At 47.7% G+C, this 26,793-nt stretch carries 19 protein-coding genes; 6 read left to right on the forward strand and 13 right to left on the reverse strand.

Going from position 1 to position 26,793, the window contains the following annotated elements; genetic code table 11:
- Window positions 1–69: 69 nt before the first annotated feature.
- Window positions 70–1,932 (reverse strand): polysaccharide biosynthesis protein, encoded by a 1,863-nt coding sequence (locus AC04MQ_RS10265; protein ID WP_475392033.1) that lies wholly within the window; start codon window positions 1,930–1,932, stop codon window positions 70–72.
- The gene (locus tag AC04MQ_RS10270) at window positions 1,932–3,143 is read right to left on the reverse strand and encodes a DegT/DnrJ/EryC1/StrS family aminotransferase (RefSeq protein ID WP_475392034.1); all 1,212 of its coding nucleotides are present in this window, start codon (window positions 3,141–3,143) and stop codon (window positions 1,932–1,934) included. The genes AC04MQ_RS10265 and AC04MQ_RS10270 overlap by 1 nt, the downstream gene beginning before the upstream one ends.
- Before the next feature lie 157 nt (window positions 3,144–3,300).
- Here AC04MQ_RS10270 and AC04MQ_RS10275 point away from each other — a divergent pair, with 157 nt between their 5' ends.
- Genes AC04MQ_RS10275 through AC04MQ_RS10290 form a run of 4 tightly spaced genes read left to right on the forward strand, consistent with a single transcriptional unit; the run spans window position 3,301 to window position 9,926 of the window.
- Window positions 3,301–3,933, forward strand: a complete 633-nt coding sequence (locus tag AC04MQ_RS10275) for an acetyltransferase (RefSeq protein ID WP_475392035.1) — start codon at window positions 3,301–3,303, stop codon at window positions 3,931–3,933.
- Window positions 3,899–5,197, forward strand: a complete 1,299-nt coding sequence (locus AC04MQ_RS10280; RefSeq protein WP_475392036.1) for a lipopolysaccharide biosynthesis protein — start codon at window positions 3,899–3,901, stop codon at window positions 5,195–5,197. The genes AC04MQ_RS10275 and AC04MQ_RS10280 overlap by 35 nt, the downstream gene beginning before the upstream one ends.
- A 59-nt stretch (window positions 5,198–5,256) precedes the next feature.
- Window positions 5,257–7,569 (forward strand): hypothetical protein, encoded by a 2,313-nt coding sequence (locus tag AC04MQ_RS10285; protein WP_475392037.1) that lies wholly within the window; start codon window positions 5,257–5,259, stop codon window positions 7,567–7,569.
- A complete protein-coding gene (locus tag AC04MQ_RS10290) occupies window positions 7,566–9,926 on the forward strand; it encodes an ArnT family glycosyltransferase (RefSeq protein WP_475392038.1) in 2,361 nt (786 codons plus the stop codon). Before AC04MQ_RS10285 ends, AC04MQ_RS10290 begins: the two co-directional genes overlap by 4 nt.
- Here the strand turns inward: AC04MQ_RS10290 and AC04MQ_RS10295 are convergent.
- From AC04MQ_RS10295 to AC04MQ_RS10305, 3 genes are all read right to left on the reverse strand, one after another.
- Window positions 9,901–11,151: an O-antigen ligase family protein gene (locus AC04MQ_RS10295; RefSeq protein WP_475392039.1), complete on the reverse strand. Its 1,251-nt coding sequence runs from the start codon at window positions 11,149–11,151 to the stop codon at window positions 9,901–9,903. The two genes, AC04MQ_RS10290 and AC04MQ_RS10295, sit on opposite strands and share 26 nt — an antisense overlap.
- 65 nt (window positions 11,152–11,216) lie before the next feature.
- Complete coding sequence (locus tag AC04MQ_RS10300; protein ID WP_475392040.1) at window positions 11,217–13,157, reverse strand: acyltransferase family protein; 1,941 nt, start codon at window positions 13,155–13,157, stop codon at window positions 11,217–11,219.
- Window positions 13,150–14,754, reverse strand: a complete 1,605-nt coding sequence (locus AC04MQ_RS10305) for a hypothetical protein (protein WP_475392041.1) — start codon at window positions 14,752–14,754, stop codon at window positions 13,150–13,152. The genes AC04MQ_RS10300 and AC04MQ_RS10305 overlap by 8 nt, the downstream gene beginning before the upstream one ends.
- Before the next feature lie 147 nt (window positions 14,755–14,901).
- On the opposite strand from AC04MQ_RS10305, the gene AC04MQ_RS10310 reads away from it, so the two are divergent.
- Entirely contained in the window at window positions 14,902–16,107 is a 1,206-nt protein-coding gene (locus AC04MQ_RS10310) for an MATE family efflux transporter (RefSeq protein WP_475392042.1), read from the forward strand.
- 4 nt (window positions 16,108–16,111) lie between these two features.
- Here the strand turns inward: AC04MQ_RS10310 and AC04MQ_RS10315 are convergent, their stop codons facing one another.
- The 6 genes from AC04MQ_RS10315 to AC04MQ_RS10340 form a co-directional block, all read right to left on the reverse strand.
- On the reverse strand, window positions 16,112–17,992 hold the full coding sequence (locus AC04MQ_RS10315; RefSeq protein ID WP_475392043.1) for a hypothetical protein: 1,881 nt from the start codon (window positions 17,990–17,992) through the stop codon (window positions 16,112–16,114).
- A 69-nt stretch (window positions 17,993–18,061) separates the two neighbouring features.
- On the reverse strand, window positions 18,062–19,018 hold the full coding sequence (locus AC04MQ_RS10320) for a glycosyltransferase (RefSeq protein WP_475392044.1): 957 nt from the start codon (window positions 19,016–19,018) through the stop codon (window positions 18,062–18,064).
- An 18-nt stretch (window positions 19,019–19,036) separates the two neighbouring features.
- The gene (locus AC04MQ_RS10325; protein WP_475392045.1) at window positions 19,037–20,338 is read right to left on the reverse strand and encodes a nucleotide sugar dehydrogenase; all 1,302 of its coding nucleotides are present in this window, start codon (window positions 20,336–20,338) and stop codon (window positions 19,037–19,039) included.
- Between the two features lie 134 nt (window positions 20,339–20,472).
- Entirely contained in the window at window positions 20,473–21,069 is a 597-nt protein-coding gene (locus AC04MQ_RS10330) for a sugar transferase (protein ID WP_475392046.1), read from the reverse strand.
- The gene (locus AC04MQ_RS10335) at window positions 21,069–21,803 is read right to left on the reverse strand and encodes an aldo-keto reductase family protein (protein WP_475392047.1); all 735 of its coding nucleotides are present in this window, start codon (window positions 21,801–21,803) and stop codon (window positions 21,069–21,071) included. The genes AC04MQ_RS10330 and AC04MQ_RS10335 overlap by 1 nt, the downstream gene beginning before the upstream one ends.
- Window positions 21,804–21,820: 17 nt before the next feature.
- Window positions 21,821–22,603: a TauD/TfdA family dioxygenase gene (locus AC04MQ_RS10340; protein ID WP_475392048.1), complete on the reverse strand. Its 783-nt coding sequence runs from the start codon at window positions 22,601–22,603 to the stop codon at window positions 21,821–21,823.
- Between the two features lie 322 nt (window positions 22,604–22,925).
- On the opposite strand from AC04MQ_RS10340, the gene AC04MQ_RS10345 reads away from it, so the two are divergent.
- Window positions 22,926–24,170, forward strand: coding sequence for an O-antigen ligase family protein (locus AC04MQ_RS10345; protein ID WP_475392049.1), 1,245 nt, complete (start codon window positions 22,926–22,928; stop codon window positions 24,168–24,170).
- Between the two features lie 8 nt (window positions 24,171–24,178).
- Here the strand turns inward: AC04MQ_RS10345 and AC04MQ_RS10350 are convergent, their stop codons facing one another.
- Window positions 24,179–25,849, reverse strand: coding sequence for an LTA synthase family protein (locus AC04MQ_RS10350; RefSeq protein ID WP_475392050.1), 1,671 nt, complete (start codon window positions 25,847–25,849; stop codon window positions 24,179–24,181).
- Window positions 25,850–25,864: 15 nt separating this feature from the next.
- On the reverse strand, window positions 25,865–26,692 hold the full coding sequence (locus tag AC04MQ_RS10355; protein ID WP_475392360.1) for a glycosyltransferase family 17 protein: 828 nt from the start codon (window positions 26,690–26,692) through the stop codon (window positions 25,865–25,867).
- Window positions 26,693–26,793: the final 101 nt, after the last annotated feature.

A 26,793-nucleotide genomic window follows, 5' to 3' on the forward strand; every position in this document is an offset into this window, starting at 1 on the left:
ACAAAATAGAGGTCCCTATGTATATCCAGCCACAGCTCCTACTAAAAGCAGTACCCTTTTCTTGATACACTACTCTGCCCTACCAACATATGGGACATACTCCGCAACGAGTTTTTTCAAAACCCTCCTCGCACCGTCTTCTTTCTGTTCCAGACACAGCCTACGCAACTCCTCTAGGGACTCACGAAGGAAATTCACCTCAAGGCTATACTCTTCTGCCGTCATAATTCGAGGGTGAGAAGTCCACGAAACATTACTGCCTATCAACAGCTCCTCATAAAGCTTTTCGCCGGGCCGAAGCCCTGTAAACTCGATACTGATATCTCCTAAACCCGTCTCTGGATTGCGCACTTCTAAGCCACTCAACTCAATCATTTTTTTCGCTAAGTCTGCAATCTTAACGGCTTCACCCATATCAAGCACAAAGACATCTCCACCTTTTCCCATCGCTCCCGCCTGCAATACAAGTTGAGCAGCTTCGGGAATCGTCATAAAATAACGAGTGATATCGGGGTGGGTTACTGTTACAGGGCCACCAAAACGTATTTGCTCTCTGAATAACGGCACCACTGAGCCTGAAGATCCCAACACATTGCCGAAGCGAACCATGCAGAAACGAGTGCTGTGGGACCTATCCTGTGAAAGTCCTTGTAGCACCAACTCCGCCAGACGCTTGGACGCCCCCATAATATTGGTTGGTCGGACAGCCTTGTCGGTGGAAATAAGTACAAATGTCTCCACTTTGGCTTTAATGGCAGCCTCAGAAGCGGACAATGTCCCGAAGACATTATTCATAACTCCCGCAATTACATTGGATTCAACCAAAGGCACATGTTTGTATGCAGCGGCATGGTAGATCGTCTGCACTCCATGCTTTTCCATTACCGTTTCCAGATGCTCAGAATCAAGAACATCCCCCAGCACGGGCACGACTTCAAAATGCACCCGATGCTTCAGAATATCCTGCTCAACTTTGTACAGCGCATACTCTGCCTGTTCATACATGATCAGCTTTTTGGGTGTATTCATGATGATTTGACGACACAACTCAGACCCGATAGAGCCTCCTGCGCCGGTTACCATAACGACCTTGTCGCGAATGCAGGATTTAATCAGGTCATCAAACGGCGGAACTGGATCGCGCCCCAAAAGATCCTCAACACCCACTTCACGAATGTCCTCGACTCGAACCACCCCGTTTACCAAAGCTCCAAGGCCCGGCAGGGTTTTCATGACGATACCTTCATTCTCAAAGTGCTTAATGATCGCGCGCCTGCGGGAGCGACTGGCGGACGGCATCGCCAACAACAGCTGACGACAGTCTTTTCTGCGCATCACCTCAATGGCATCATTGGGGTCATAGACCCGAATACCCGCAACATTGGTCCCTTGAAGTTCGGCATTGTCATCAAAGAACACCGTCGGACGGAACTCGGTTCCGGACAATAACGCCAATGCGGTCTGAAGCCCGGCCTGACCGGCACCGTAAATCGCCACAGCCTGCCTGCGATCAGAGTTGCGCCCAAAACTGAGCATCACACCGCGCGCAAAGAAACGACTGAAAGCAATATAGGAAAATGCAATAACCCAATAGATAAGCACGGAAGAACGAGGCAATGCCGATGCTCTGCCCATTACCACTACGGCAGTCAGCATCAGAACAGAGAGCGAGACACCGTAAAAGACAGTATAAATAAACTTATCGTTCAAAAAACGGATAACAGAGCGGTACAGTCCCAGGCGAACGAAAATTGGAATTGTAACAAAAGGTACTACGAAAAAGAGCCACGAGTACTCAGCGACATCCGGTTTCAGAGTTCCCATTCTTAATGCGACAGACGACCAGAGCGCCAATGGCAGCAGGATCGCATCACTTAAGAGCATGATAAGAATCTTTATCTTTCGGGGAAGCAGAGTAATGCGAGCAAACATTATTTACACGCCTCTTTCATAACTTTGCGGACAGCAGTTAGCGCCTCTTCCACATAAGAGCTTTCAAGGGTCGGATGAACCAGGAACATCAGACTGATTTCCCCCAAACGTTTGGCATGAGTCAGTCGTTCTTTGGGCCCCAGACCGGCGCCGGTAAACGCTTTTTCCAGATAAATCTCACTGCAGCTGCCAGAGAAACAAGGAACACCCTCAGCATTGACGGCAGCCATGATGGCGTCACGACTCCAATTGGCTTTAAGTTGATCAGGCACCACAGAAACATAGAATTTATAATAGGAGTGATAAATTTCATCACCTGGCAAAGTCACTTTCAAACCAGGAACATCCGCCAGCCCCTTCAGGAAGGACGAAGCCAGGTGCCGACGCTTGTCGATCCAGCCCGCCAGCTTTTGCAGCTGCAAACGTCCTACGGCCGCCTGCACTTCAGTCATGCGCCAATTGGTACCAAAACTTTCGTGCAACCAACGGAACCCTGGAGGATGGGAACGGCGATAAACCGCTTCGTAACTTTTGCCGTGATCTTTGAATGCCCACAGTCTTTCATAAATCTCGGTGTCATTCAAAAGCAGAATCCCGCCTTCGCCAGTCGTAGAAATGATTTTATCCTGACAGAAGGAAAATGCAGACATATCACCAATGGAACCAACGATGCGTCCTTTGTATTTAGCTCCGTGCGCCTGTGCACAATCTTCGATCACTTTCAGATCGTGTTCTTTGGCTAAAGCCATCAGAGCATCCATATCGCAGGGCCAACCCGCAAGGTGTACCGGAATGATCGCTTTCGTTTTGGAAGTGATGGCGTTTCTAACTGCTTCAACTGAAAGGTTTTGGGATACCGGATCCACATCCACAATAATCGGCGTGGCTCCCACACGCACGATGCAGCTTGCAGAGGCAATGAACGTTCGCGCCGTGGTGATTACCTCATCGCCGGGTCCGATGTTGTAGCCGATCAAAGCCAACTCCAAGGCCAAGGTTCCATTACCCAGGGCAATGCCATGTTTCATCCCGTGATATCTGGCAAATTCTTCTTCGAACTGTTTTGTTTCCGGACCGGTCCAGTAGTTCACTTTACCAGAGCGCAAAACATCGACAGTCTTCTGCACCTCATCCTCCGCATAAAAAGGCCAAGGAGCCATCGGAGTTTTTTTAACTGGAGTTCCACCATCAATCGCCAAAAGATCTGCCATGAGTTCTTTCCCTTTACTAGAATGCGAAGAAGTCTAATAAAGAATCTTTCTTTCGTCGCCAAAATATCGTGCGCTATCAAAGCGAAGGCGCGCCGCAATAACGGAGCTTGTGATTAAGCGCAATATCAAATAGCCTAATCCTCATCGAGGTAGGCTTATGGAGAGCATTGTGGTTTTTGGCTGCGGAGGACACTCAAAAGTAGTTTCCGACGTCATTCAGAGAGAGGGTCGCTATAAAATTGCGGCCTATTACGACGAAAATCCAAAAAGCAAGGCCTTCCTGGGATGCCCCGTCTACTCAACAAAGTCCGATCTGCAGGCCGCTATGGTCACGGAAAATATCAAATCAGCAGCGATAGCCATTGGCAGCAATGAAGTGCGCAGAAAACTGTCCCTGCAGGCGCAGGAGCTTGGGCTCATGCTTCCTGTGCTGGTGGATCCTTCTGCGATCCTCAGTCAAAACGTGCGGGTCGGTATGGGCACCGTCATCATGCCAGGCGCCATCGTCAATGCTGACACTGAAATTCAGGAAGGCACCATTTTGAACACGGGCACGATCGTGGAACACGACTGCATTGTGGGATCTTATACACATGTGGCTCCTGGCAGTGTCCTGTGTGGCGGGGTCCATGTGGGTGAAATGAGCTTAATCGGGGCTCGCTCCGTCGCAATTCCACTGATGAAGATTGGCGCCTACTGTACGATAGGAGCTGGATCCGTCGTGGTTCGCGAGATCCCCCCTCACTCTTGCGCCTATGGAAACCCTGCCCGTGCTCAGAAAAATAAATAGAGTCCTTCGAACTTCTCTGGGCATTATTACGTCCCAGACTTTGAACATTCTCTTCGTTCCTGTCCTGGCAAGAATTTATACCCCGGAGCAGTATGCACAGTTCGGCCTGTTGCTATCTTTGGTGGTTGTGCTGGCCGGTGCGGCCTCTGGAAAGTACGCAGAAGCCATATCAACCGCCAAACGCGACTCTGTAGCCAATGTCCTAGGGGAAATTGCCGTGCGTTTTTCACTCTTGGCAAACTTGGCTTTCGCTCCGCTTTTGGTCGCCATTGCCTTACTAACGCATAACAATATCGCCTTTGCGCTGCTTTCGATCTTAAGTGTCTTTTCGGTGTCGTTTGCAAACGTGGCAACCCAAGTTTTGATTCGAGGAAAGCGCTACACTCAATATACTATTCTCATTTTCCTTATGTTGGGCTTAATCCCTTTGCTGCAGGTTGCATTCAAAGAACTGCCTGGAAATGGCCTGCTCTTAGGAGCTTGCGCCGCCCATCTTATTGCGGCGATTGCCTCATTTTTACTCATCCCCTCCGAAATGTGGCCCAAATCATGGCGCCCGTCCAAACGAGTCAAGGCCGTTGCAACGATCTATCGGTCTTTCCCGCAGTTTGCGCTGCCAAGCTTCTTTCTTTCCACTCTAAGAACCCGCCTGCCGTACTTCGCTTTGGCGGGCCTGCCTGAGAAACAATTTTTGGGCCTTTTCGCCCAGACGGACCGCCTGCTGGGAGCCCCAACAACACTTATGACAACCGCCCTGCGCCCCCTGGCGACCGAGGCCTTATCCCGCCAGAACTCCCCAGCCAATTTATTGCGCAAATATCTGCTGGGACAATGGATTTTGCTGATACCGCCAACAGTACTTATCTATAAAAATGCCGCACCAATTGTTGCCCTTTTACTCGGCCCTGGATGGGATGGCGCAGCCCAGGTTCTGAAGATCATGTTGTTCCCTTCGTTTCTTATGATGACGACCACCTGGCTTGACCGTTTTTACGATTTCTCAAAGCAACACCACATCGTGTTCAAAACCGAGATTGCCTTTGGGGTGCTCGCGCTGCTGGCATTAATCATCTGGGGGCCTGTTCTTAACATGCCTATCATGGCCCTTTCCGCTTTTAGCACAATCACGAGCGTTTACTATCTTGCATGGACCTGCAGCCTGATGAGGGTTTACAAAATTTCCTGGAATAGCATTTCGGTGGTTTTCGCCGCCCTGGGGGCATCCATTTTAGTGTGGATGCTGGTGATTCCCTCTTGGGGTTAATTTCCTGCGGGGTAAATAAACATTTGCCCTCAATAGCAATCAGTTAATAAGATCGGCCCATGTTGAGTGCCATTTTACTGCTAGGTATTGCTGTCATCCTGTCCTTAGAGAGCATTCGTCTCTGCAAACTCTTTCCCTGGAGTCCGGAGTTTAATCACTTGCACTGGGGAATGGGTGCCGTTCTGGCCCCGTTCATTTGGGGCCTGACCCTGATTCTGGCCATGTCGCTGACTCCAGGATCTTCCGGAATGCTTCACCTGATCCTGAGCTTTATCTTTTTCTTCCTGACAACTCGTGGTGTGGCCGCGTTGCTGCCGCAAACAGCAGCGCCTTCGACTTCATCATCACCTGCTGAAAAGCATCGCTGGGTCTTCGTTGCTTTTGCAGCAATCACCGGCATCTTGTTCCTCCTGGCCCTGACGACAACACCGCTGACTCAGAACGACGGACTTGAGTATTTGATCGTGGGTAAATTCCTGTTTCAGACTCACGACATTTTCTCTTACCCTTTAGTCAGTCCTGAAAAAAATCCTTTGAATTTCTATGGACCATGGACTCACCCTCCTCTATATCCCGCTCTGCTTTATGCTGCGAACCTTATCCAAGGCGGCATCCATGAAATCGGCCTGACGAGATGGATTTCCCCTTGGTTCTACCTGTCATCAGTTTTTTTGATTGCGGCTGTAACATGGCGAACCTCCAAAAACCTGTCACTTCTTTCATTTGCTCTCTGCTTGAGCGTGCCACTGTGGAGTCTGGGGGCAACCACGGCACTCATAGATGCCTGCACTCTTTCTGCCTACATTGCATTGTTTGTTGCGGTCTGTGCCCTGAAACCAGATCAAATGTCATACCCCCTTATTGTCGGAATGATTTCAGGATTTGGAATGTGGGCCCACTCCCAGGCCATACTGAATCCACTGGTGTTCGGGATTGGCTTCTTGTTTGTCTATAGAAAGACGCCCTTCCGCTATATCAAGAATTGCATCATCGCAGGCGGTATAGCCATCTTGATCGGCGGCATCTACTACGTTCGAAATACCGTGATTTTTGGAAATCCAATCAAGGACGCCTCTCCAGTAGCGCAGATCGCTGCCCTGGATATGAACCCCTACTTTATGGTTTCCAGAGGCTACTATCACTTCGTTGATGTGGTGCGATTTGGATACCTGAAAATGTGGTTTAACTATGAAGCGTACAACCTTATTCCCTGGGTGTTTTTATTCACACTGGGAATCTATTTTTGTGCTGTCCGAAGAAAATCACAGCACTTAAAGAAGCACTCAATTGTGAATTTGAGTTTATTTATCATTCTTGGGCTTTTTGCCTCCATCGTGGCGATCTCACTTTTGGGAACCACCCACTATATCAAGAACGAACGCTACCAGATGATTCTTCTGCCTCTGATGATTTGTTTTGCGATGCAGGTGCTTGCCCAGAACCCTCTGAAGTCCCGAAACGCCAAACTGATCCTGCAAGGACTTGTCGGCCTGACCTTCGCGCTATCATTGGCGGGTCAGCTGTTATTCCTGAAAAAAAGCTGGGGTGGATCGCGCCAAACCGAGCAGCGCCGATCCTTCACAGAGACTACTGAATTTTTACATTCATGGAAAGACATGCATTTAACCGGGAAAGTACTTTCCTACAAGCCCGCCGACTCTTTCCTGAATGACATCCCGACCACATCCCATGTGGATCCAGTTCTAATTCCTCTTTATCAAGTTAGTGAGGCTGGTGCCGCTTGGGAATGGCTAAAAGCAAACGAGTTTGATTACATTTACGTTCCAACCTATATTCAACCAACCGAATACAACACGGCATTGATCAAAATTATTGGAAATCCCGTTTACACCAAGCTTGTTGGAGCAGGACCGGATTCACAGCTTTATCAGATCAATGCGAGTCCTGTCTCTGCCCGTTATACAGCACTTACATCGACAGCGGAAACAACCGAGGCTCTGATCACCTTAGGGGGAAGAAAAGACCTTATAGCCCTGCCTGCCGATTCACTAAAGCCATTGGCCCCTGTCTTGAAGTATCTTCGCGAATGGACTCAACAACGGTCAGAGACATTCTCCCTGGACGGCCAATCAGCAGGCTCGGATTCAGTCGTCTTAAAAACAATCCTCAAGGGCTTTGGCCGTGTAAGCGTTCATGCCGTTTTCCTGAACAATGAAAACCGAGTGATCGGAACAACAAATGTTGCCGATATTGCTCTCATGGACCCCAAAATCCCTTTCAACCTGGAACGACAGCTGTTTGCGCCTTCTGAATCACAGAAGATCCTCGTTAAGCTCAAAAGCCGAGGCCTTGATTATCTGGAGGAATCAAAGGTGGAAATCCTGACTTTGAACGGGGCGACGACCCTATGACTGAAATTTCTTTTTTTGATTTTATAATCTTTGCCGTGACCGTCTTTGCCTCTTCGATTTTAGGAATTCTTATTTCCATCGCCCTGCCATGGAAAAAATCGGCCTCCAATACATTCCTCGTCGCTTTCGGCGCAACCCTGGCCCCGCTTATTTGCGGTCTGCTTGCCGTTGCTGTCCTGCTGGCGCTTCCTGGCGCATCCCACAGCCTGCACATTACTGTGATACTCGGGGCGATCCTTATTCTCGGAGCCGCTCTTGCGCATCAACAGCACTCCAAAATACGCGAACTTTGGGGCATAAAGAAAGTCCTCTCTGTCGACCCTCTTTTGATCGCCATGCTCTTTGTCAGCCTTCTGCTGATCTACGACTCACTGACTTTGCCCCTGACACAGAATGATGCCCTGGAATATGCCACTATCGGTCGCGAGATTTTCTTCAAACGAACTCTTCATTTCTATCCACTGATTGAAACTGCACAGAGCCTTTCCGGATTCTATGCGCCGTGGACACATCCGCCGCTTTATGTCGCTCAGATATATTTAACTCAGGTGCTTCAAGGACACGCCGCTTTCCCTGGCCTAATGAGGCTTCTGGCTCCATGGATGCTGATTGCAACTTCCGTTTTGCTGGGCACCCTGTCAGGACAGAAATCTGAACGAACGCGTTTAACAATCCTGATTTTTATAACGACACCGCTCTTATATCTTGGAGCGAACTCTTCTCTGATAGATATCCTGCCGATCTCTGCCGGCTGCCTGGTTTTTGCCTCGACTCTGTTCTTGCGTGACTCTCTGAGAAAGTGGATCACGGTTGGCATTCTTCTGGGAATCACTTTATGGACCCACTCACAGGCTCTGTTGTTGTTGCCGATCTTTTTGGGCGTTATATCTTTAGAAAAAATACTTCAGCGCAAATGGACTGAAGCCATCTCGGCACCGGCCGTTGCCCTGGCTGGATCGCTGCTTGTCGCCTTTTATCCTTATCTTAAAAACTTCCGTCTTTTCGGATCTTTCATCAGCGACAGCCCTCCGGTTGTCAGCCTGAAGTCGTTGCACTGGGACGAATACTTTTTCCTGGCCCGTGGAATTGACACCTTCTTCTCTCAGATTCAATACGGACTTTTGAAAGGCTGGGGTAATCTTGCTTCTTATGGCCTTCTTTTTTGGCTGGCAGCAGGCGGAGCGGCCTTGTGGACTGCGAACATAAAAAACAGAAAAAACACGGAGCCCGCCTGTATTGAAGGATTCAGCTCTGGCACCACCAGTTTTATTGTTCTGGCTGTGTACCATGCAGGGGTTCTGCTCTCGATTCTGCTGGGTTTAAATATCATGATTAAAAATGACCGCTATCTACTGCTTGTCAGTCCTTTTGCCGCAGTATTAGGTGGTTGTGCCCTATTCATGATCGGCAGCCTCTTAAAACGACTGCCATTTTCTAAAGCAATCACCCCAATGATCGCTGCTTCATTTTGCCTGCAGGGATGGCTTTACCATCTGTACAGGGAACGCTCTTTCCCGGCAGCTTCCAATACTGAATATACCGAACGTCTGAAATCCCGCCCCGAATACAAACTCATCTATACGGCAAGGGACAGCCTGCCAAAAGATGCTGTGGTTTTCACAACGAAACCGGCGGACTTATACTACTCTGACAGAAGAATGATCACTCACACCGATCCTTCGCTGATGAGCTTTTACAACAGCAAGACCGTCGAAGAGGGGTACAAGGCACTTCTGGATATCGGTGTCACCCATATCCATCAGCCGGACTTCCTGCTTCCAACAGTTATCTACAGCCCGCTCATGCACATCATGGCAAACCCTGAAATGTCCACGTTGCAGGTGTCTTTCTCTGGCCACCAGATTTACCAGCTGAAGCCGGCTTCACATTTATCAAATACGGAATCCCTGTTCTTGACGCCTGAACAAGGACCATGGAAACAGGAAACGGGAATAGATTTTGGAGCAAACAAGTCGTTTGCTTACTTAAGACTTAACGATGCGGATTTTACCGGGACCAATGTTGAAACTCGCCCCTATTTTCACAAGGAACTTAAAACAACAATATCCAGTCCGATCATGAATCTCAGTGATCGGCAGAAGCTTTCCAAAGAAGTAACAATTTCTCTGGACCTCAAGGGCCATGCCTACACTAAAATATGGCTCACCAGCTTCTATGAAAACAGAGAGGACAAAGTTCTTATAGGCGACCCCGTCCTCACCCATACAGAGCTGCACTTCCAGCGCCGTGAAACGCTGAATTCAAAGGTCAAATCCATCATGATTTCAATTGATCAAATGGGGGCCTCTAGCATTACCCTTGAAAAAATGACTATCGATTTTTATTCAGAGAACTGAGATTAAGGTCCTTTTGATCACAAAGGCTGCACAAGACCAATAGAACCCCCAGGAACTGGGGGTTTGAAACCAGGATGTCTCCGGAAATCAAAGCATGGGGAATCGCGGCCAGGGCAATGAAACTCACCCCTGTCTTGATACCAAGATCTCCGGCCTTTATTATAAGGCGCAGAATAAATCCAAATATAGCGACAGACAGAAACAGCCCTAAAGCGCCCGAAACCAGCCATTCCGAAAAGATGGTCAAATGAGGATAATCATAAATCGTGCAGTCATTGAACTGACACGCGAAGACTTTATGATATGCAAAGCCCATGGGCTTGAACCAGTTTTGCTTGGAAATCAAATCCCAACCCATAGCCCAGCGGTCCACGCGAGACACAAAGCCTAAAAGATTATCGATACTCATCGACTCCAAAAGATATTTCATGAAGACGTTAAAGTAGGTCACCTTGAAAACCAGCAGCATGGCAAAGACAACTGATGCCCCCGTCAGCAAAAGTTTCCAGGTTTTCTTACTTCCATTTCGGACGGCACCAACAACGAAAGAGCCCACCAACACCAAAGGCGCCAAGATCAAAACTCGTCGGGATCCTGCCGCAATGGAACAAACGGAAAACAACGTAAACATCAGCAGATAAAAAGCCCGTTCCAACCTGGTAAGTTTTCCATAAATCAATTTACCCAGGATCGCCAACGCCGCAAAAAGCATCGTGAATGCAAAGATATTATAGTCGGATTTCAAGCTCGCCGCCTGGGGATACGGCGTACTCATGAAAGGAATTTCACTGCCTCTCATCAAAAGATACAACTTAATCAAAGACAGAACAGAAAGAACAAATGCCACCGGGATCAGAACAAACATAAACCCGTTATAAATTGAGGTGTTGCGCTCTTGCGAGGAGCGGCCCAGAAGATAAATTATTATCAGCACCACCGCGCCGATCACGGCTCTTAAAACCTCAAATAAAAAAGGCGTGCCCGTTACAAACAAAGATAAGACATAGGTAAGCAGCAAAACAGAAAAGGCGCCGATAAGAGGATTAAAATAAGCAAATCCTATGCGACGAACTTTCATCAGTACAAAAAGACCGAACGGAATCAGCGCCAACAAGGACACATAAAGAACGGCTGAAGGAAGTATGGACGCCAAAAACGGAGTCGCCAGCGCAATCCCCGCATAAAATCCAATGTCCTTTTTGAAAAACAACTGTCTTTCGCTCACTCAAAATATCCCATATCTAGGTTAAAAACGTCGTGCGACCTTTTTGAAAATAAATTGAGTCTACACTATCTGAAAATTATATCCAGAAAATCTACATGCTCTTTTACATATGACGACCGCAAATGATTTCCGTCCATATAGCGAAGATTCCCCGCTTCATCAAAGTAAGAACAGCTTCCAGCAGCGCACAGCTGATGATTCCCATCAATTAAAACAGCTCCGGTTTCGATAGAAATCCCGTTTAGCCTCTCTCTGATCGACTGAGATCTTTTCAAGAAAACTTCCTCGGGAACTAAGTAACCGGGCTTGTCCCCGGAAAAGAAAACCTTGTCGTAAATCACTCGCGGTACATTCCCAACCGAACTGAAGATAGGCAAAACAATGAAAACCTTTTTTCCCTGCCCCTGCAGAAGAGAGACAACACTCTTGAAAGCAGAGAATACCTCATCTACCTCGGCGGAAGATAATGGACTGCTCACTCCCCAGCTTGAACCCGGAGCTTTTGTTAGAGCCATGCGAGGAGCTATATCAGTCTTGGCACCCTCAAAATAATCGAGCCAAATACTTCCGAACACGACAGTTCTGGTAGCCGGATTGTTCGCCTCCGCCAGAGCCTGCTCCCAGAACTTGGGGCAAGCAAAACCTGCCCCCACACGATCGACCAACGGCAACGGAGGACACCCCCCAGTGGTGACAAAGGTCACTGACATCGAGCTGTCCCGCTGATGAATGGCTTCAATACGCGGCCACCATTGTTGAACATGAGAGTCCCCTAAAAAAAGAACCCGGCCTTCAATTTTACCTTCGAGCGTGCATGGTCTGATTTTACCGAAGAAATCCAGTCCATTGCAGTTAGACGGAAAGCTCCAGTCCTTCATGGCCTTCTCGATCTTAAGCAAGTCAGCAACACTTCCTTCAGCCCGGGACCGGACTCCCTCTTGTTGCCAGATAAAACCGCACCCGAGAACAACCACAGCAAACAGTCCCGCCCCAAGGCGAACAACGCTTTTGCTAAACCCTTGACGGGTCCCTTCAATATAGCGGTAGGACAAAAGACTCAAGCCAACAACCGCGGCCAAGGACAGAACCAGCGGTACAAAATCCACGGTCTGATTCTGCTGCGCCAGGTACCACGACGAAAAAGGCCAATGCCATAGATACAGCGAATACGACCAGGATCCAGCACTTTGCAGGAACTTATTGTCGACCCATAATCCGGAAGGCTGTGCAACAAGAACAAATACTGTGCCCAACACCGGCCAAAATGCATGCAATCCGGGATAAGAAATTTCACCGGTATAAAAGACCGCACAAATCAGACACAACATCACACCAGTGACTGCCAGCAGATTTGCCGTAATCCGTTTCAGCTGGATATGCGACACAAAAACAAGACCGCCAGCAATCATTTCCCAAGCGCGCGTTGGCAAAAGATAGAACGCTGGGGATGGGCGAACCTCAGCAAAATAGCAGCTTAATAAAAATGAGCCGATAAAGGAGACCCATAAAAAGGCAGTAAGGGCTTTTCTTTGTGGTATAGCCCGATATACGCCCCAGAGGAACAATGGCAGTAGCATGTAAAACTGCCATTCCACCGATAAGGACCAGGTATGCAATAATATATTGGAGTGAGAATCCGAATCAAAATACCCGCTGGAACGCCAGTAATAGATATTGGAAATAAACAGCAGCGAGGAAACTGCTGACTTGGAAAAACTGAGATAGTCCAGGCTTGAAAGAAAGAACCATCCAACTGCTGTAAGAGCGAAAACGAATACCAGCAGGGCGGGAAAAATCCTTTTAAAGCGGGCCGCAATAAAGGACCCATAAGAAAATGTGCCCTTTTCCAACTGACTTAAAATGATTTTGGTCATTAGAAAACCAGAAATAACAAAAAATACGTCCACGCCGATGAAACCACCGGAAAATCCCGGGATTTTAAAGTGGTACAGTATAACCAAAATGACAGCTAGCGCTCTCAGCGCATTGATGTCTTTCCTAAACATTACGGACCCTTTGCGTAAGCTTATCTACCAAGCTCATCAAGAAAAGAATGATCCAGCCAGCAATCAGCCCATGCGAAAGCAAAACCGTTCCAAAATCAGAGATCAAAAAATTATAAGAGGAAACAACCATCAGACCAACCGCCAGAGGTCTTAACCTTGCAGGACAGAAGTTCGTGAGCCCCGAGAACACGACATCAACCACAAGCACAAAAGCCAGTGCCAACAACAGCCCCAGCGCTCCCCAGTACGCCGGATAAGCCATCATAAACCCCGTAGGAGCTGTTCCCGTACTGGTTTTGTCTCCGCCCAGATAGATGGAAGCATAGTTCTGGAAAACCTGTTCTGGCATGTTTATGTGACTATCCAGGAAACGATTTGCCAATGGCAAGGCACCAGTGCCGGGACTTCCGTGATCAAGCACGTACATATTGTGCCAGACGGAGACCTGGAAAGGTGTCACAAATGCACGATAAAACAACGCCTCGGCATAAATAATACCCCGGTTTCTTTCCTTCACGTTTTTTGCCGGTTCCGCCCCATTACTGTCCATCGCCCCGAGCTTCACATCATTAGGGAAAGTTTTTGGCGGATAAAGACTCAGGTCCTTTCCGGAGCACGCAAGATCAAGGCGTTCTTTGAGATAATCCAGAACATTGTGAGAAATCCCCAACGAAATCACTTTTCTTTCACCAACTGATTCAAGAAGCTGGCCACTTTTTTCACAAACGCCCATTTGCATACTGCATGTGGCAAAATCATAGTTGCCACCGACTGAATTTCCGCGCTCCTTGCTCAATTCAAAGGCCACAAGGATGCACCCCAAAAACACCAAAGAAGAAGTTACGCCCACAAAACGCATCAGCCATGACTTGTTCCAAAGAGAAACCGTTACAGTGAGCATAAGAATAGAGGGAATAAGCATCCCTTTGGCACCAATCAACAAGGCTGAAAGAATGGCACCTACAAAAACCACCGCCATCAACAACGCACGAAGGTATCTGCCGCTTTTTACTGCCGTCACCCCTACCACAAAAGCCATCGAAGCAAGGAACGGGGCCGCCACATTGGCGACCGCTCCATAGGAATATGCGGCGCTCGCCATTCCCACAAATTTCAGACTGAATTCCCGCGCCAGCAAAGTAAGCTGAGGGTCTAAGAGCAATGCATAAAGAGCAGTGCAGGAAAAAGAAACTTTACTAAGGTAAATCAGAACCAGCGGAACAATCACCAACAACCCGACAACCACGTCCTGAATTTTAAATCCGTCTACTTGCGCGAAAGATCCACGCGGATCCATACGGCGTGACCAGAACAACCAAAGAACATTGGCCAGAACAAATGCATGAATGAATAATCCCAAACTCCAGGCATTCTGTATCGTATCGGCAACGACTGTAGAGAAAAGAACCAAAGGCCACTGATAACAAAGGTGGACAAAGCCCAGCAGAACAAACGAGAAACGTGCAGGCGCCTGTCCGCGCGTTTTGCAAAGGAAGAAAATTGCCACGGAAGTGATCGCGGCAACCACCAGATTAAAAATAAAATAGACCGAAAGCTCAGGAGTTATTAATTCAAGTGGCTGTAACAATGGGGACATAGCAGCAAGGCCTCCAGACAATCTTCAAACAGTCCAATAAGCAATCATGAACACCATGACATTTCAAGGATTTCTCGGATATATATTCCACGCAAAAATAAAAATGTATTTGCCTGCATGGTCTGCCCGGAACAATAGTAGAACACAATGAAAAAGACGCATTTTATCTCCAACTATCTCAATCTTGGTATCCTTGCGATTTCAGGATTTACGGCAAACTTGATTTGCGATCACTACTTCGGAAGTGACGTGGTTGGAATTTTAAATACGTCCACCTCTTTGTACATCATCCTAACTCAATGCGCCACCTGGGGACAACAGGCCTACCTTCAATCCCAACTGCCCCTGTGTCAGACTGACTCCGAAGTTCAAGAAACACTCAGTCTCTCGTTATTTTCAAGTCTTTCCATGTCGACTCTTTTTGCCGCCCTTGCAGTGCTGATAACGCTCGTTTTCGACAAAACAGAATACACGCTCCTGGCTCTGAGCACCCTGGCTATGGGCCCGGCAAAAACACTTACCTTCTCTCAACTGGGCTTGGGCAGGTATCACCGTTTTGCGATTTGCAGCTCAGCCCGCCCGGCATTCTTCCTGATCTCAATTGCTGCCCTGGGAGCACTGGGACAAGCAAAACTCTTAGGGGCCGCTTTTCTGACCGCTGAGATTCTGACTCTGACCGTAGCTGTTATCATGACCTCCCAGCATATTCGCCTGGCACTGCCGTCCAAGGCGAAGCTACTTGGCAATCTTCGCCACAACTCGGCCAACTTCATCAGCATCATGACGATGGAACTCAACACCCGCCTGGACATCATTGTGATTTCGTTTTTGGGTTCCAAAGAGCAGGTTGCAATTTATTCAGTGGCTTTGATCTTCTTTGAGGGCTTCTATCAGGCTTTAGTGGTAATCAGAAACATCATTTCCAAAACTCTGACCCGACTGCATTTCACCTCTTCCAATGAGTTGAAAGTCTTTGCCAAACAGACCGCCAAAAAGGTTTACCTTTTTGCTCTGATTATGGGCGCAGGTGCATTCATCACCATACCCTGGCTGATCAAAATCTATAAAAACCAAGATCTTTATTCTGAAAGTATCCCCTTGGCCTATACCGTAATCGCAGTTCAAGCTGCCATGGCAGGTCTGCTTGTCTTTGACAACTTCCTTGGCGTTATCAACAAACCGCAACTATACCTGAGACAGAAGTCAGCTATTTTGTTGTTTAATTTGATTGCTCAGCCGGTGTTTTTCTTGTCGATGGGTCTTATGGGGTCTGCGATTGCAACTTCATTGAGTTACGTATGTTCAGCAGCTCTGAACTATTTGGCTATTGGCAAAGCCCGAGCTGCCGCCTGATATTTTAGTACAATTTAGGAATCTTGGTAATGGCCTTGGCAACTTCAATTGCATCCAAACCAAGAACATCACAGTACCATGCAAAGGATTCCGGACGAGGGTGATTGTCTCTTTCAATCAAAGCCTTCGCCTGCTCAATAGTCAAATGACCTTCGCGAATCTGGTTCGCACGAAGAGTGTCATTTTCCGAAAAACCCACCACGGAATGATAGATGAAGTTATAGAACGGTGCCGTTCCATCCCCAATACGCCAGCTGGTTGCACAGTCAGGGGAATATTCCCAGTCGTATTGCTTCAAGGTCGCATCCACGGTGTCTTCATTCCACTCTACATAATCAAAAAGATTCACGTAAGTGCGTGGATAAACGTAATAGCTAAGATAGCCCGTAAAGGTATCCCAAAGAGACGAATTCCAATATCCTGGGTTAACCGCAAACTCTGTGCCGTAGAAACTCAGCATTTTAATCTTGTTTGAGGTGGACATGCTGTACGCCATGGAAGAGTTTTCACCACTCTGCTCAGCGCCTGCGAATCTCGTTTTAAAGCCGGTCTTTTCCAGTTTGTTTTCACCCATGACATTCAGGTGCAGACCATTTTCTTTTTTTACTTTTTCTGCATAGTAGAAATAGTGCTTATCCCCTGCCATAAACAGAGGAATAGTGCCCAACGACGGACGTCGAAGCCAAGCAGAGACATTGTCTTTGATGTATTTTCTTTTCTTTTCAATGTCTGCAGAAACAATAAGGTGCTCAACCTGCAGATCTCCACACATGCGGGACTGATTGCGACGAGCCAGGTCCGTCACCATCCCCCAGTCGTAGGTAAAGGCCGAAGCTTTCAACCCCAGTTCTTTAACAACAGTATGCAGAGTGAAACAACTGTCGCGACCACCACTCAAGCTGACCAGGACCTTATTTTCAGTCCCACCATTGGTCAGACGATTATACAGATCATCTTTGGACAACTTGGGTTTTGCACTTTGATAACCAGCGCAAATAGAACATACACCCGCATTATCAAAGACAATTCCAGGGAAGGTTGCAGGCAATAGACACTTAGTGCAACGTTTTACATTCTTTGTCGCATCACTGACAGTCCTGAACTCGCCTTCCAAAATTCGTCCAAGCTCAGCCACATTCACATGACTCTTGTATTCGGCAGTCTGAACCTTGGTCACTTCATTCAAAGGCGCGGATGAATCCACCGCACTGAAAGAAATCTCTTCCTTGGTAACGTCGTACACGCCACCTTTGGATCCGCGATGATCATAGACGAAAACCTGAGGGAATAACAGTTGAGTCGCCTCATATTGTTCCTGCATCGGCAAGGCTCTTTTCTCGGAAGAGAAATACCAGCGCCCATCACGTTTTTGCAGATAAAGCGAGCCGTTGGATGAGAATAGAATGCTCAGGCCACGCTTCGCAGAGTAAATGGCGAAGTTGTTCGCGCCTTTGATTTCTGCGTTGAATTCACGCATGATTTTCGAAAAATCAAAAGACTCCCCGGCTTCTGAAAGTTTGCTCAGAAAACCAACGGAGGCATAGGTATCCAAAGGCAAAGCGCAGATGTCCGATGATATGCCTTCTTTAACTTCTTTTTCATTTGTGATGATACCGTTATGAACAACAATCCAGTCTTTATAGACAACAGGCTGATTGTTCGCAGAGTCCCCGGTACCCCCATGGGTTGCCAAACGAGTGTGTCCAAAAACCAGTTCCGGCTTACCTGAAGCAGACACGAAACTTCTGAAGCTTTTATATTCATCAGACCGAATGGCTTTATGAAACGGAAGAGACAGCTTTCCGAAGCGCAAATCCCGTGCAGCATTATCAAGGGCAGCAAAGCCGAAAGCGTCGTGACCACGTCGCTCCAGGACTTCCGCCATTGCCTCAAACTCTTCTAATGAATTTGAGCCTCCAAGATTTCCGATAACTCCAGCAATACCACACATACCTTATTCTCCGTAAAATACCTTCTGCTTCAGCAATGCCAAGCTACGCTCTTGATTGACGCGAATACGGTCCAGCATTTCAACAACCAGACCCAAAATAAACAGGAACAGAGCAGTTCCCAGCAGGAAACCACCGCTAAATCCAGCCCACAGATAACCTGTGAACTTTCCGGTCTGCATGAAATGGGCAATAAATACCGCAAACAAAGAACCGCCGATTGCAAACAGCACAGCAGCCATGCTCCAGAACAACTTCAACGGGTAATAACTCAAATAAGCCCGTCCAATGATCTTGGAGGTGTTGAGCGCATACTTCACAATACTATGAGCCATACGGCTTTTCCGACCCTCGAAGTATCTCACACGGGATGGAACCTCCTGAATTCGGAAACGCTTATAGGACAAATCCAGAAACACTTCTTGGGTATAGGTAAACTGACCAAAAAGATTAAGATTCAAAAGGCACTGCTTGGAATATGCGCGGAAGCCACAGGCCACATCGTAGTACGAAGACCCGGTCAAGGAACTGATCAGTTTCGACATTTGACGATTTCCCCACAGCTTCACCGGAGGAATGCCCTGAGGCAGATAATCGTCAGAAATAAAACGAGAAGCCGTTACAAAGTCCGCCTGTCCATCGACGATGGGTGCGATCAACCTAGGAATGTCACTTGCGTCAAACTGGCCGTCACCATCCGTTGTGACCATGAGATCCATCTTGTTTCTAAGACTCCACTCAACAGCACTTTGAAAAGCAATACCAAGACCTTTATTCACTCCGTGAGAGACCACCTCAGCCCCTGCCTCGCGAGCCAGCTGAGCTGTGTTGTCCTTGGAGCCGTCGTCAACCACAAGAACAACGACTTTGGAAACCCTATCGATATTTCTAGGGATAGAGCGAACGACAGTAGCGATCGTTTCGCTCTCGTTCAAACATGGAATAGCCACTACCAAATTCATACAACCTCAAATGTAAAATTACGCGTGTACCACATTGTCATAATGTCCGCGGTATTTTCCACGAGTATCGACAATCAGTTTGGCATTTTTCTGAATCATCTCGTAATCAAACACATCGTGGTCAGTCGCAACCACCACACAGTCATATTCTTTAAGAGCTGCCGCAGTCACATCCACAGAATTCAATTCAAATTTGTGTTCACGCATTTTTGGGAAGACCGGCACGTGAGGATCTGCGTAACTGATGTTAGCACCATTATCACGCAGTCTTTCCATCAAAAACACGGATGGAGACTCACGCATGTCATCGATATTCTTTTTATAAGAAATCCCAAGAACCAGAACTTTTGCGGCCTTTACAGACTTCAAGCGATCGTTCAGTGCCAGCGCAATTTTTTTCATAACATAAGCAGGCATCGAGTTGTTGATTTCCCCGGCCAGTTCAATAAAGCGAGTGTGAACACCGAACTCACGCGCCTTCCAGGTCAAATAGAATGGATCGATCGGAATACAGTGACCACCGATACCAGGACCTGGACGGTATGGAACAAACCCGAATGGCTTGGTTGCTGCCGCATCGATGACTTCGTGAATATCAATACCCATTTTGTCGGCAACAATTTTCATTTCATTCACCAGACCGATATTTACTGCACGGTGAATGTTTTCCAGAAGCTTCGTCATTTCTGCAGCTTTTGTAGAGCTTACAGGAACCACTTTATCGATCACGCCACCGTACAACTCAACACCCACCTCAAGACATGCAGGTGTCGAACCGCCGACAACTTTAGGAATGGTTTTAGTGTTGAAATGCGGATTGCCTGGATCTTCACGCTCTGGCGAGAACACCAGGAAGACATCTTTACCGATGGTGAATCCACGAGCTTCAATACGAGGTCGCAGTTCTTCCTCAGTTGTTCCTGGATAAGTCGTGCTTTCCAAAGACACAACCTGCCCTTTTCTCAAGTATGGAACAAGACTGTCCATCGTGTTCAGCACGAAGCTCAGATCCGGCTCACGGTATTTATTCAGAGGCGTTGGCACACAAAGAATAATGGCGTCAACTTTCGCAATCTCTGCGAAGTTTGTCGTCGCGGAAAAATTCTTAGTGGAAGCCTGCTTCACGGACGCGCTTGAAATATGTTCAATATAACTTTCGCCCGCTTTGATTTTCGTTACTTTAGTTTCGTCGATATCAAAACCAACAACGGAAAAATTTTCTTCTGAAAAACGAAGCGCCAAAGGAAGGCCCACATACCCCAGACCAACAATCCCAATGACAGCTTTTTTCATCTTCAAGTCATTCGCCAAAGAACTCATACACCCTCTTCAATATTGTGGAGAAAAGGATAATAAACCCGAGTATTTATATAAGTAAACGAATTCCCCTCAGCAGGGTTTTTTATGATGCAACACCACATCCGTGCCGCTAAAGATTTAGGCAAAGTTCGATCTTATTCCGGCGAGGATCCACGAAACTTTTCCGTGGTTACAGAACCTTCGGAGCTGATTCCCTCACGTATTAAAACTTTTTTAACTGTCATAAAGAGGATCTTCATATCCAGTGCAAAAGACCAGTGATCCACGTACCAGACATCCAGCTTGAATTTATCTTCCCAGCTCAGGTTGTTACGACCGTTAACCTGCGCCCAACCTGTAATTCCGGGACGCACCTCATGGCGTCGCGCCTGAAACTTGTTATATAAAGGAAGGTATTCGGCATGAAAAGGCCGGGGACCAACAATACTGATCTCACCAAGAAGAAGATTAAAAAAGCTGGGCAATTCATCCAAACTGCTCGCCCTCAGGAATTTTCCAAAGCGGGTCAGGCGCTGCTCATCAGGCAACAGTTGCCCCTTATCGTCCACCTGATTGGTCATTGAGCGGAACTTCCAAAGATAGAAGACCTTTCCACCCAACCCACCCCGGGCCTGTCGGAACAAAACCGGCCCCCCAAGGTTGATACGAACCAGAAGAGCTGTCACAGCAACCACTGGCAGCCAAAATGGCAGGAAAATAAACAATATGGCCAAATCAAAAAAACGCTTCATTATTTACTCGTCAAATCGCGAAGATGCTGAGGTTTGGAAATACTCACAATGGCCCCCGCAACACCTTCGTGCTCCAAGGCCCAGTCATAAAGCTGCCGAGCGGTCTTGCCAGCTTCACTGAGGGCCTTTCCGGCCGCCAATGGGCGAATTATATAAGACTGCTTACCCATATGGGCCGCCATTTTCAGCGAGTTATCGTATTCCGTTTCAAGCACGTTGCGATACACTACCAGCCCGTCAATATAGCTTTGCTGAATTGCCGTATTTGCAAACGAAACAGAATAAGGAAAACACATGAACTGCTCTATCTTGCCCGCCTGCTTGAGTGCAGCAACTTCTGCAGCCAAAGCCGACCCCGCCAGCAGGAAGTTTTCAACTCGAGCTTCGTCTTCCTTCAAACTCAGTCTCCACATCCACTGAACCACAGCCAGCTTGGAAGTCTGCAGATCCAAAAGATATTCGTTCACTTTCGCTGTTAAACGGCCTGCTTCATAACCAGCATCGTTAAAGCTGGGCTCTGCCAATTTTACTATATGTTCAAATTTGATGTGGGGGTGATCTTTCCCCAAAGTACCCAGAATTTCTTTGAGTAAAGGATAGCTTTCATACTCTGAAGAGCTATGCAGCTTGCGAACCCCCAGCGAGTGGGCTTCGAGAAAGAACTGCACCCATGTGGCGACATCCCGGGACACCTCGTGCAATCGCATTGTCCCCAGAACCAGCTTATTACCCATATTGCCTGCTTCAGTGCCTATTGGAAAACTCCGACATTCATTGCACATTTCCAAATAAAGCGCTCGGATTCCTTCGTGGCTTCAAAAGAGTTTCTTCCATGAAGCAACTCATCATCCTTCCACATGACAGAATCTCCCGGAAGCAATTTGACCGGCAACGTTTTTGCCTTGATTTCCGCTGATGCCAAAAGATAGTTGTGGAACTCATCAGCCATTTTTCGGGTTTCTGCGTCAATGTCCGGCGCTACACAGTAGTAGTTCCAGTTCACGTGCAACTTCCCGTCTTCAAGACGGATCACGCACTCAGAACGAGAGTCGCCAGACCTTGCATGCGGCATCGGACGAGTCATAAGCTTTTCCAAAAGAGCGGGATTCTCTTGCTTCATGCATGCAATCAAGTCTTCAGAATCCAGGAACGTGGTTTCACCACCGGCCCCAGCATTAGTAACACAAGCCAACAGAGTTGAATTTGGAAAAGTAGGGATGTACGAGCCATCGGTATGCAGAGGTTGCGCATTTGCCGAATGACGATACGCATCAGGGAAGCGCGGATCGAAACGAACTTCCATCCAAATTTTTCCAGTTCGCTGATTGCTTCGATCTCCCACATTGACGTCTTCAGCCAATGCCGCTGGAGTTCCAATACTGGAGAAAAGGCTTTCATAGAAATCCCGAACCGAGTCGATCTTTTCTGCCGCTCTCAGCACGAAGACTTTATTGTTGTCGTCTTTCCATGCCTCAACCAAAGCTTTGCATGCATCCGCAGCAGAATCTTTCGTAAACTTTTTTTCCCACAGCATATCAGATCCCTCGCTCTACTTACTGGTCCACAATTGATATCTTGCCTCCAATTGCATGGCAAGATCATTCCATATCGCTTTCAATACAATTTTATTTAGCTCGCCCACTGGTCGCCCTCGAGGAACCGCGAGTCCTTCGGATGAAATCCTGACCTCAAGCTGACACAACCATCCTCAAGAACCCAGAGAGCAAACACTACGCCCCGACGGTCTATTTTTCGTCCCCCGTTAACGCGGGTAAGCCCGCCTGCTTTGCAAGAACCCTCGTCGACTCCGCAGAATTTCAGTGACAGTGCTCGATTCAAAAAATAAAGTCCTTCTCATGCCCGTGTTAAAATCCAAGTTTGCGACCATCTTGATTCTATCATTTTTCCCATTGTCACTAGCACTCAACCTGGTGAACTTTTTCTGGATGGATGCTGCATTCATATTAAGCACCTTGGTGGCATATTTTTTCTGGATCAGAAAAGGTCACTCTTCCCTGACTGAAACTTTCGGGCTGCAGAATAAAGTCCTCCTCGCTTTCATTTGTGCGTACTTCCTGTCCGGAATTGCCGGGTATGCCCTCAACAGCCCCATGCAGGCAAATGAATGGATCAAGATAGCCAACCTCCGATGGATCTGGGGTTTCTTTGCCTGTTACTCGGCTGGCTATATTATGGCAGATCAAAAACAGCGTTGGCCTTGGCACTTCTCCGCTTTGGTTTTAGTGCTGTTTGCGATTGTGGTCAGACACTACGTAGAAACCGCCGGAGCATTCTTCTCCCCAGACATCAGAGCGCAGGGCTTTTACAGCAATCCCAACTATTTTGCGATGGCCGCTGTCGTGCTGTGGGCTGCGATGCTGCCCTTCCTCATTTACACTCAATCTAAATGGTCGGGAGTTTGCGCCGCGGTGGTTTTGACCTGTATTACCATCATACTGGTTGCGACCTATACAAGAACTGCATGGATTGCCATGTTTTCCGCAATGGTGTTTGCGTTGGTGTACAGCAAGAACAAGAAAGCCCTGGCCATTTCGGCGATGGCAATCACTGCCGCCTGTGCCGCTGTCTACTTTAACGTTTTCGACCTCAAAGAAAGAATCCTGTATTCTTTCGACTTCTCGGGGCCGACGTCACAGGGTGTTCGCATCTCCACTTGGAAGGCAACCTGGCACATTTTCCTGGATCATCCCATTTTTGGAGTGGGCTTTGAACATGCGGCAAGTCTTTACCGCGACTACTATATCAAACTAGGCCAGCCGACATTCCATATCCCAGGCCACGCCCACAATCAGTTCTTGGATGTTCTTTCCGGAGCAGGAATATTTGGACTGATCGGATACCTGGGGGCACTAGTGCTCGGGTATTCATTCTTCCACAAGGCATTCAAGTCCACAAATGAAGTACTCTCAAAGCAACTGTCACTAAGTGCCTTACTATGTATTGTCGCTCTGTTCGGGTGCTCCATAACCGAAACACCGATCATCCAGCAAGAAACCCGCAACTATGTTCTGATGATCCTGGGCTTTTCCTACGGCTACCTTTACCGAAAACAAAAGACGTCTGAAAACTCAGCTGCTTAGTGCAGCTGTTAATCAAACAACCGGTCCCCGTAAATCTCCTCAGTAAAGTATTTCTTTAAGATCTCCGGATCAACCAGATCCTCAGGATCTTTGCGGCAGGTATCGACCAGATAGTTGTAAAACGCATTCTGAATGCCGATTCGTTCAGACAAGATCCCCGGCAGGCAGAAGATGGGGCGCTGATCGGACTCTTTAGCAATCGCTTCAGCCACGCCGGATTCCTTCAACCCATACCCCTTCACGTACATCGGCACTTTGCCGTACACGATCTGCTGGGACCGATTCAAAGTCGAAAACTGGAAAGATTCGTTCCGTGAACCCCGGGCACTGAAATAATCATCATCAAACTCGTGACGTTTATAAAAGGAAATCGTCATAGCCGGTTTATGATCACCAAAGATCACAAAAATCACCGGGCGGTTGTTCTTTCGCGCCAGCTCCACTGCCGCGTTCTGGAAATCCAGGAACTGCCGCACGGTTTTGCCAAGCTTTTCCTTGTAAACGGCCTCGCCGCCGTCGCCGTCCGTATCAGCATAAGGACCATGGGTGTATACCGAGATCAGGAAGGCAAAGGTCTTCTTCCCGGCCTTCAGACTGTCTTCGTACTTGGTCAATGCCAGATCAAACAGCACTTTGTCTTCCGGGTACTTGCTGCCATCAGACCAACTCATGGAATCAGCAAAAAATGATCTTTCAAAACCAAACTTCGGATGAACAATGTCACGCTTCCAGAAAAACCCATCATTGGCGTGAGCAGACCAGGTATCATAGCCGTTTTCCGCGAAAATCCGCGGGACGGCCACAGCTTTTTGGGAATATCTTTCCGCGAAATACTGGAAATCAATCCCCTTGTACCGGCGACTTGGAAGTCCGGTCAGCACTTCAAATTCCGCCTCGGCGGTCATCCCCCCGTAAACCGGAGAAATCACCGTGGAATGCGCGAAGCCGTCTTTTTCCAAATCCGCAATCGGAGTCACAAAGCTGTCGTTGCTACTGGTGTAACAAGATTCACACAGCACCAGGAAAACATCCGGCTCGTTTTGGGCCTTTTTCGGGTCAATCACGGCATTGATGTCATCGTAGGGAAGCTTTCCCTTGGCCGGGATCTGCCCCGTTGGCAGCGTTAGGAAGATATGGTTCAGAATGCCATTTTCCTTAACGTTCGTGGCAAAGTTCCAGTCCACGTAAGTCACGCGCGCAAGTTTAAACAAAGAACTTACCGGATTGGCCTGGGATTCCGTCGGATGGCGTTCCTGCACAATGGACATCGCCACAATGAAAAACACCGGTAAAAACAACAGCTGCTTTTTCTTGAAGGAAATCCCCTTCCAAATACAAAGCAAAAGCCCAATCACAATCGCCGGGATCACATAGTCCGTATAACTTTTCAGGAACAACGCCTGCTTCCAGGCAAAGATGTCTGAAGCCTCAAACGGCGAATTCGTCAAAGACATCTTCATCAGATGAATCCGCACAAACAGCGCTTCGACAAAGAAGATCAAGAAAGCCGCAGCATAGGGACGCAAGAAAACCAGAACCGAGAAATACAACAGCCACGGCATTAAAAGCTTCGGCAGCAGGAAGTACTTAAAGGCATACAACTGCAAACCGGCGCTTAGCACCGTCAACAGCAGTAAACCCCATAGCACTTGTTTCTTTTCTGGAAATCTGAAGCGCATCGACCTGACCCTACCCTAGGACAACAACAGCTTGGAATACTTGGCCTGATTGTCTTGCACGTACTTCGGCAAACGCTCTGTCCCGACCGGCTTAAACTTCATCGGGCGCTTGAAGATGTCTTTGCCCTCTTTCACATGAGTTTCCACCCATGAAGGATTAAACATCTCTTCAGTCATGTATTCAGTATGACTGTAGGCACGCATTTTCTTCAGAATCATCTCGGTCCCACCCATGAACGAGAAATGCCATCCCCCGTCCATCACCATGGTGTGCTCGCTGTCTTTTTTACTGCGATAGGTGCGCATGTTATTGCAGCCATACTTTTTGAAGTAGGAGTAATTGGCCATCACCGTCCCATGCCAAGGGATATAGTCCTTGTACATCTCATTGGGTTCGGTGTGCTCGTAAGCCAGGTTGTTCAGGTAATAGTAGTAAAGCTCTTGATAGAAGGTCTTGATACCTGGTTTGTGAAGATATTCGGTCACCTTTTCCGGCGTTGGGACTTCATCCACATCCGAGAAAATGATCACATCATCGGGCGCGCAGTTTTCCAAAGCTTTGGCCAGAGCATTTCTTTGAAAGTCCTCGCGGTCCCAGTTGCTGAAGGGACGCAGTTTTCTCCAGTTGATTTTCGGGAAGTCCTCAACCACCACGTGGATGATTTTAGATTCAAACTGGGCATAACGTTGCTTATTCTCGATATAGAAAAGCGGCTTATCTGTACCACGGAAGGTCTTTTTAGATTCGATGATCACGAATTTGTCGACAACCTTGTCCAAAACATTCAGACGGATCTCCAGAAGATCCAACTCATCATAAAAAACAAAGCAATCATAGACCATAGAACCCACCCGTCTTTTTCAGCCAAGGAACCTAAAATACCGAATCTGTTGAAAAAAATGTACCAGTAAGTCGCCAAAATGCATCACCCCATAAAGACACA

Source organism: Bdellovibrio sp. MYbb2 (genome assembly GCF_056175685.1).

What these genes read in the sequence shown, in the direction of transcription:
- AC04MQ_RS10330 (WP_475392046.1), bottom strand. Translation starts at nt 21,069, where the DNA reads ATGAAGCGTTTTTTTGATTTGGCCATATTGTTTATTTTCCTGCCATTT.
- AC04MQ_RS10320 (WP_475392044.1), bottom strand. Translation starts at nt 19,018, where the DNA reads ATGAATTTGGTAGTGGCTATTCCATGTTTGAACGAGAGCGAAACGATC.
- AC04MQ_RS10290 (WP_475392038.1), top strand. Translation starts at nt 7,566, where the DNA reads ATGACTGAAATTTCTTTTTTTGATTTTATAATCTTTGCCGTGACCGTC.
- AC04MQ_RS10275 (WP_475392035.1), top strand. Translation starts at nt 3,301, where the DNA reads ATGGAGAGCATTGTGGTTTTTGGCTGCGGAGGACACTCAAAAGTAGTT.
- AC04MQ_RS10285 (WP_475392037.1), top strand. Translation starts at nt 5,257, where the DNA reads ATGTTGAGTGCCATTTTACTGCTAGGTATTGCTGTCATCCTGTCCTTA.
- AC04MQ_RS10335 (WP_475392047.1), bottom strand. Translation starts at nt 21,803, where the DNA reads ATGGGTAATAAGCTGGTTCTGGGGACAATGCGATTGCACGAGGTGTCC.
- AC04MQ_RS10305 (WP_475392041.1), bottom strand. Translation starts at nt 14,754, where the DNA reads ATGTCCCCATTGTTACAGCCACTTGAATTAATAACTCCTGAGCTTTCG.
- AC04MQ_RS10310 (WP_475392042.1), top strand. Translation starts at nt 14,902, where the DNA reads ATGAAAAAGACGCATTTTATCTCCAACTATCTCAATCTTGGTATCCTT.
- AC04MQ_RS10350 (WP_475392050.1), bottom strand. Translation starts at nt 25,849, where the DNA reads ATGCGCTTCAGATTTCCAGAAAAGAAACAAGTGCTATGGGGTTTACTG.
- AC04MQ_RS10355 (WP_475392360.1), bottom strand. Translation starts at nt 26,692, where the DNA reads ATGGTCTATGATTGCTTTGTTTTTTATGATGAGTTGGATCTTCTGGAG.
- AC04MQ_RS10345 (WP_475392049.1), top strand. Translation starts at nt 22,926, where the DNA reads ATGCCCGTGTTAAAATCCAAGTTTGCGACCATCTTGATTCTATCATTT.
- AC04MQ_RS10300 (WP_475392040.1), bottom strand. Translation starts at nt 13,157, where the DNA reads ATGTTTAGGAAAGACATCAATGCGCTGAGAGCGCTAGCTGTCATTTTG.
- AC04MQ_RS10280 (WP_475392036.1), top strand. Translation starts at nt 3,899, where the DNA reads ATGGAAACCCTGCCCGTGCTCAGAAAAATAAATAGAGTCCTTCGAACT.
- AC04MQ_RS10340 (WP_475392048.1), bottom strand. Translation starts at nt 22,603, where the DNA reads ATGCTGTGGGAAAAAAAGTTTACGAAAGATTCTGCTGCGGATGCATGC.
- AC04MQ_RS10270 (WP_475392034.1), bottom strand. Translation starts at nt 3,143, where the DNA reads ATGGCAGATCTTTTGGCGATTGATGGTGGAACTCCAGTTAAAAAAACT.
- AC04MQ_RS10265 (WP_475392033.1), bottom strand. Translation starts at nt 1,932, where the DNA reads ATGTTTGCTCGCATTACTCTGCTTCCCCGAAAGATAAAGATTCTTATC.
- AC04MQ_RS10325 (WP_475392045.1), bottom strand. Translation starts at nt 20,338, where the DNA reads ATGAGTTCTTTGGCGAATGACTTGAAGATGAAAAAAGCTGTCATTGGG.
- AC04MQ_RS10315 (WP_475392043.1), bottom strand. Translation starts at nt 17,992, where the DNA reads ATGGCGGAAGTCCTGGAGCGACGTGGTCACGACGCTTTCGGCTTTGCT.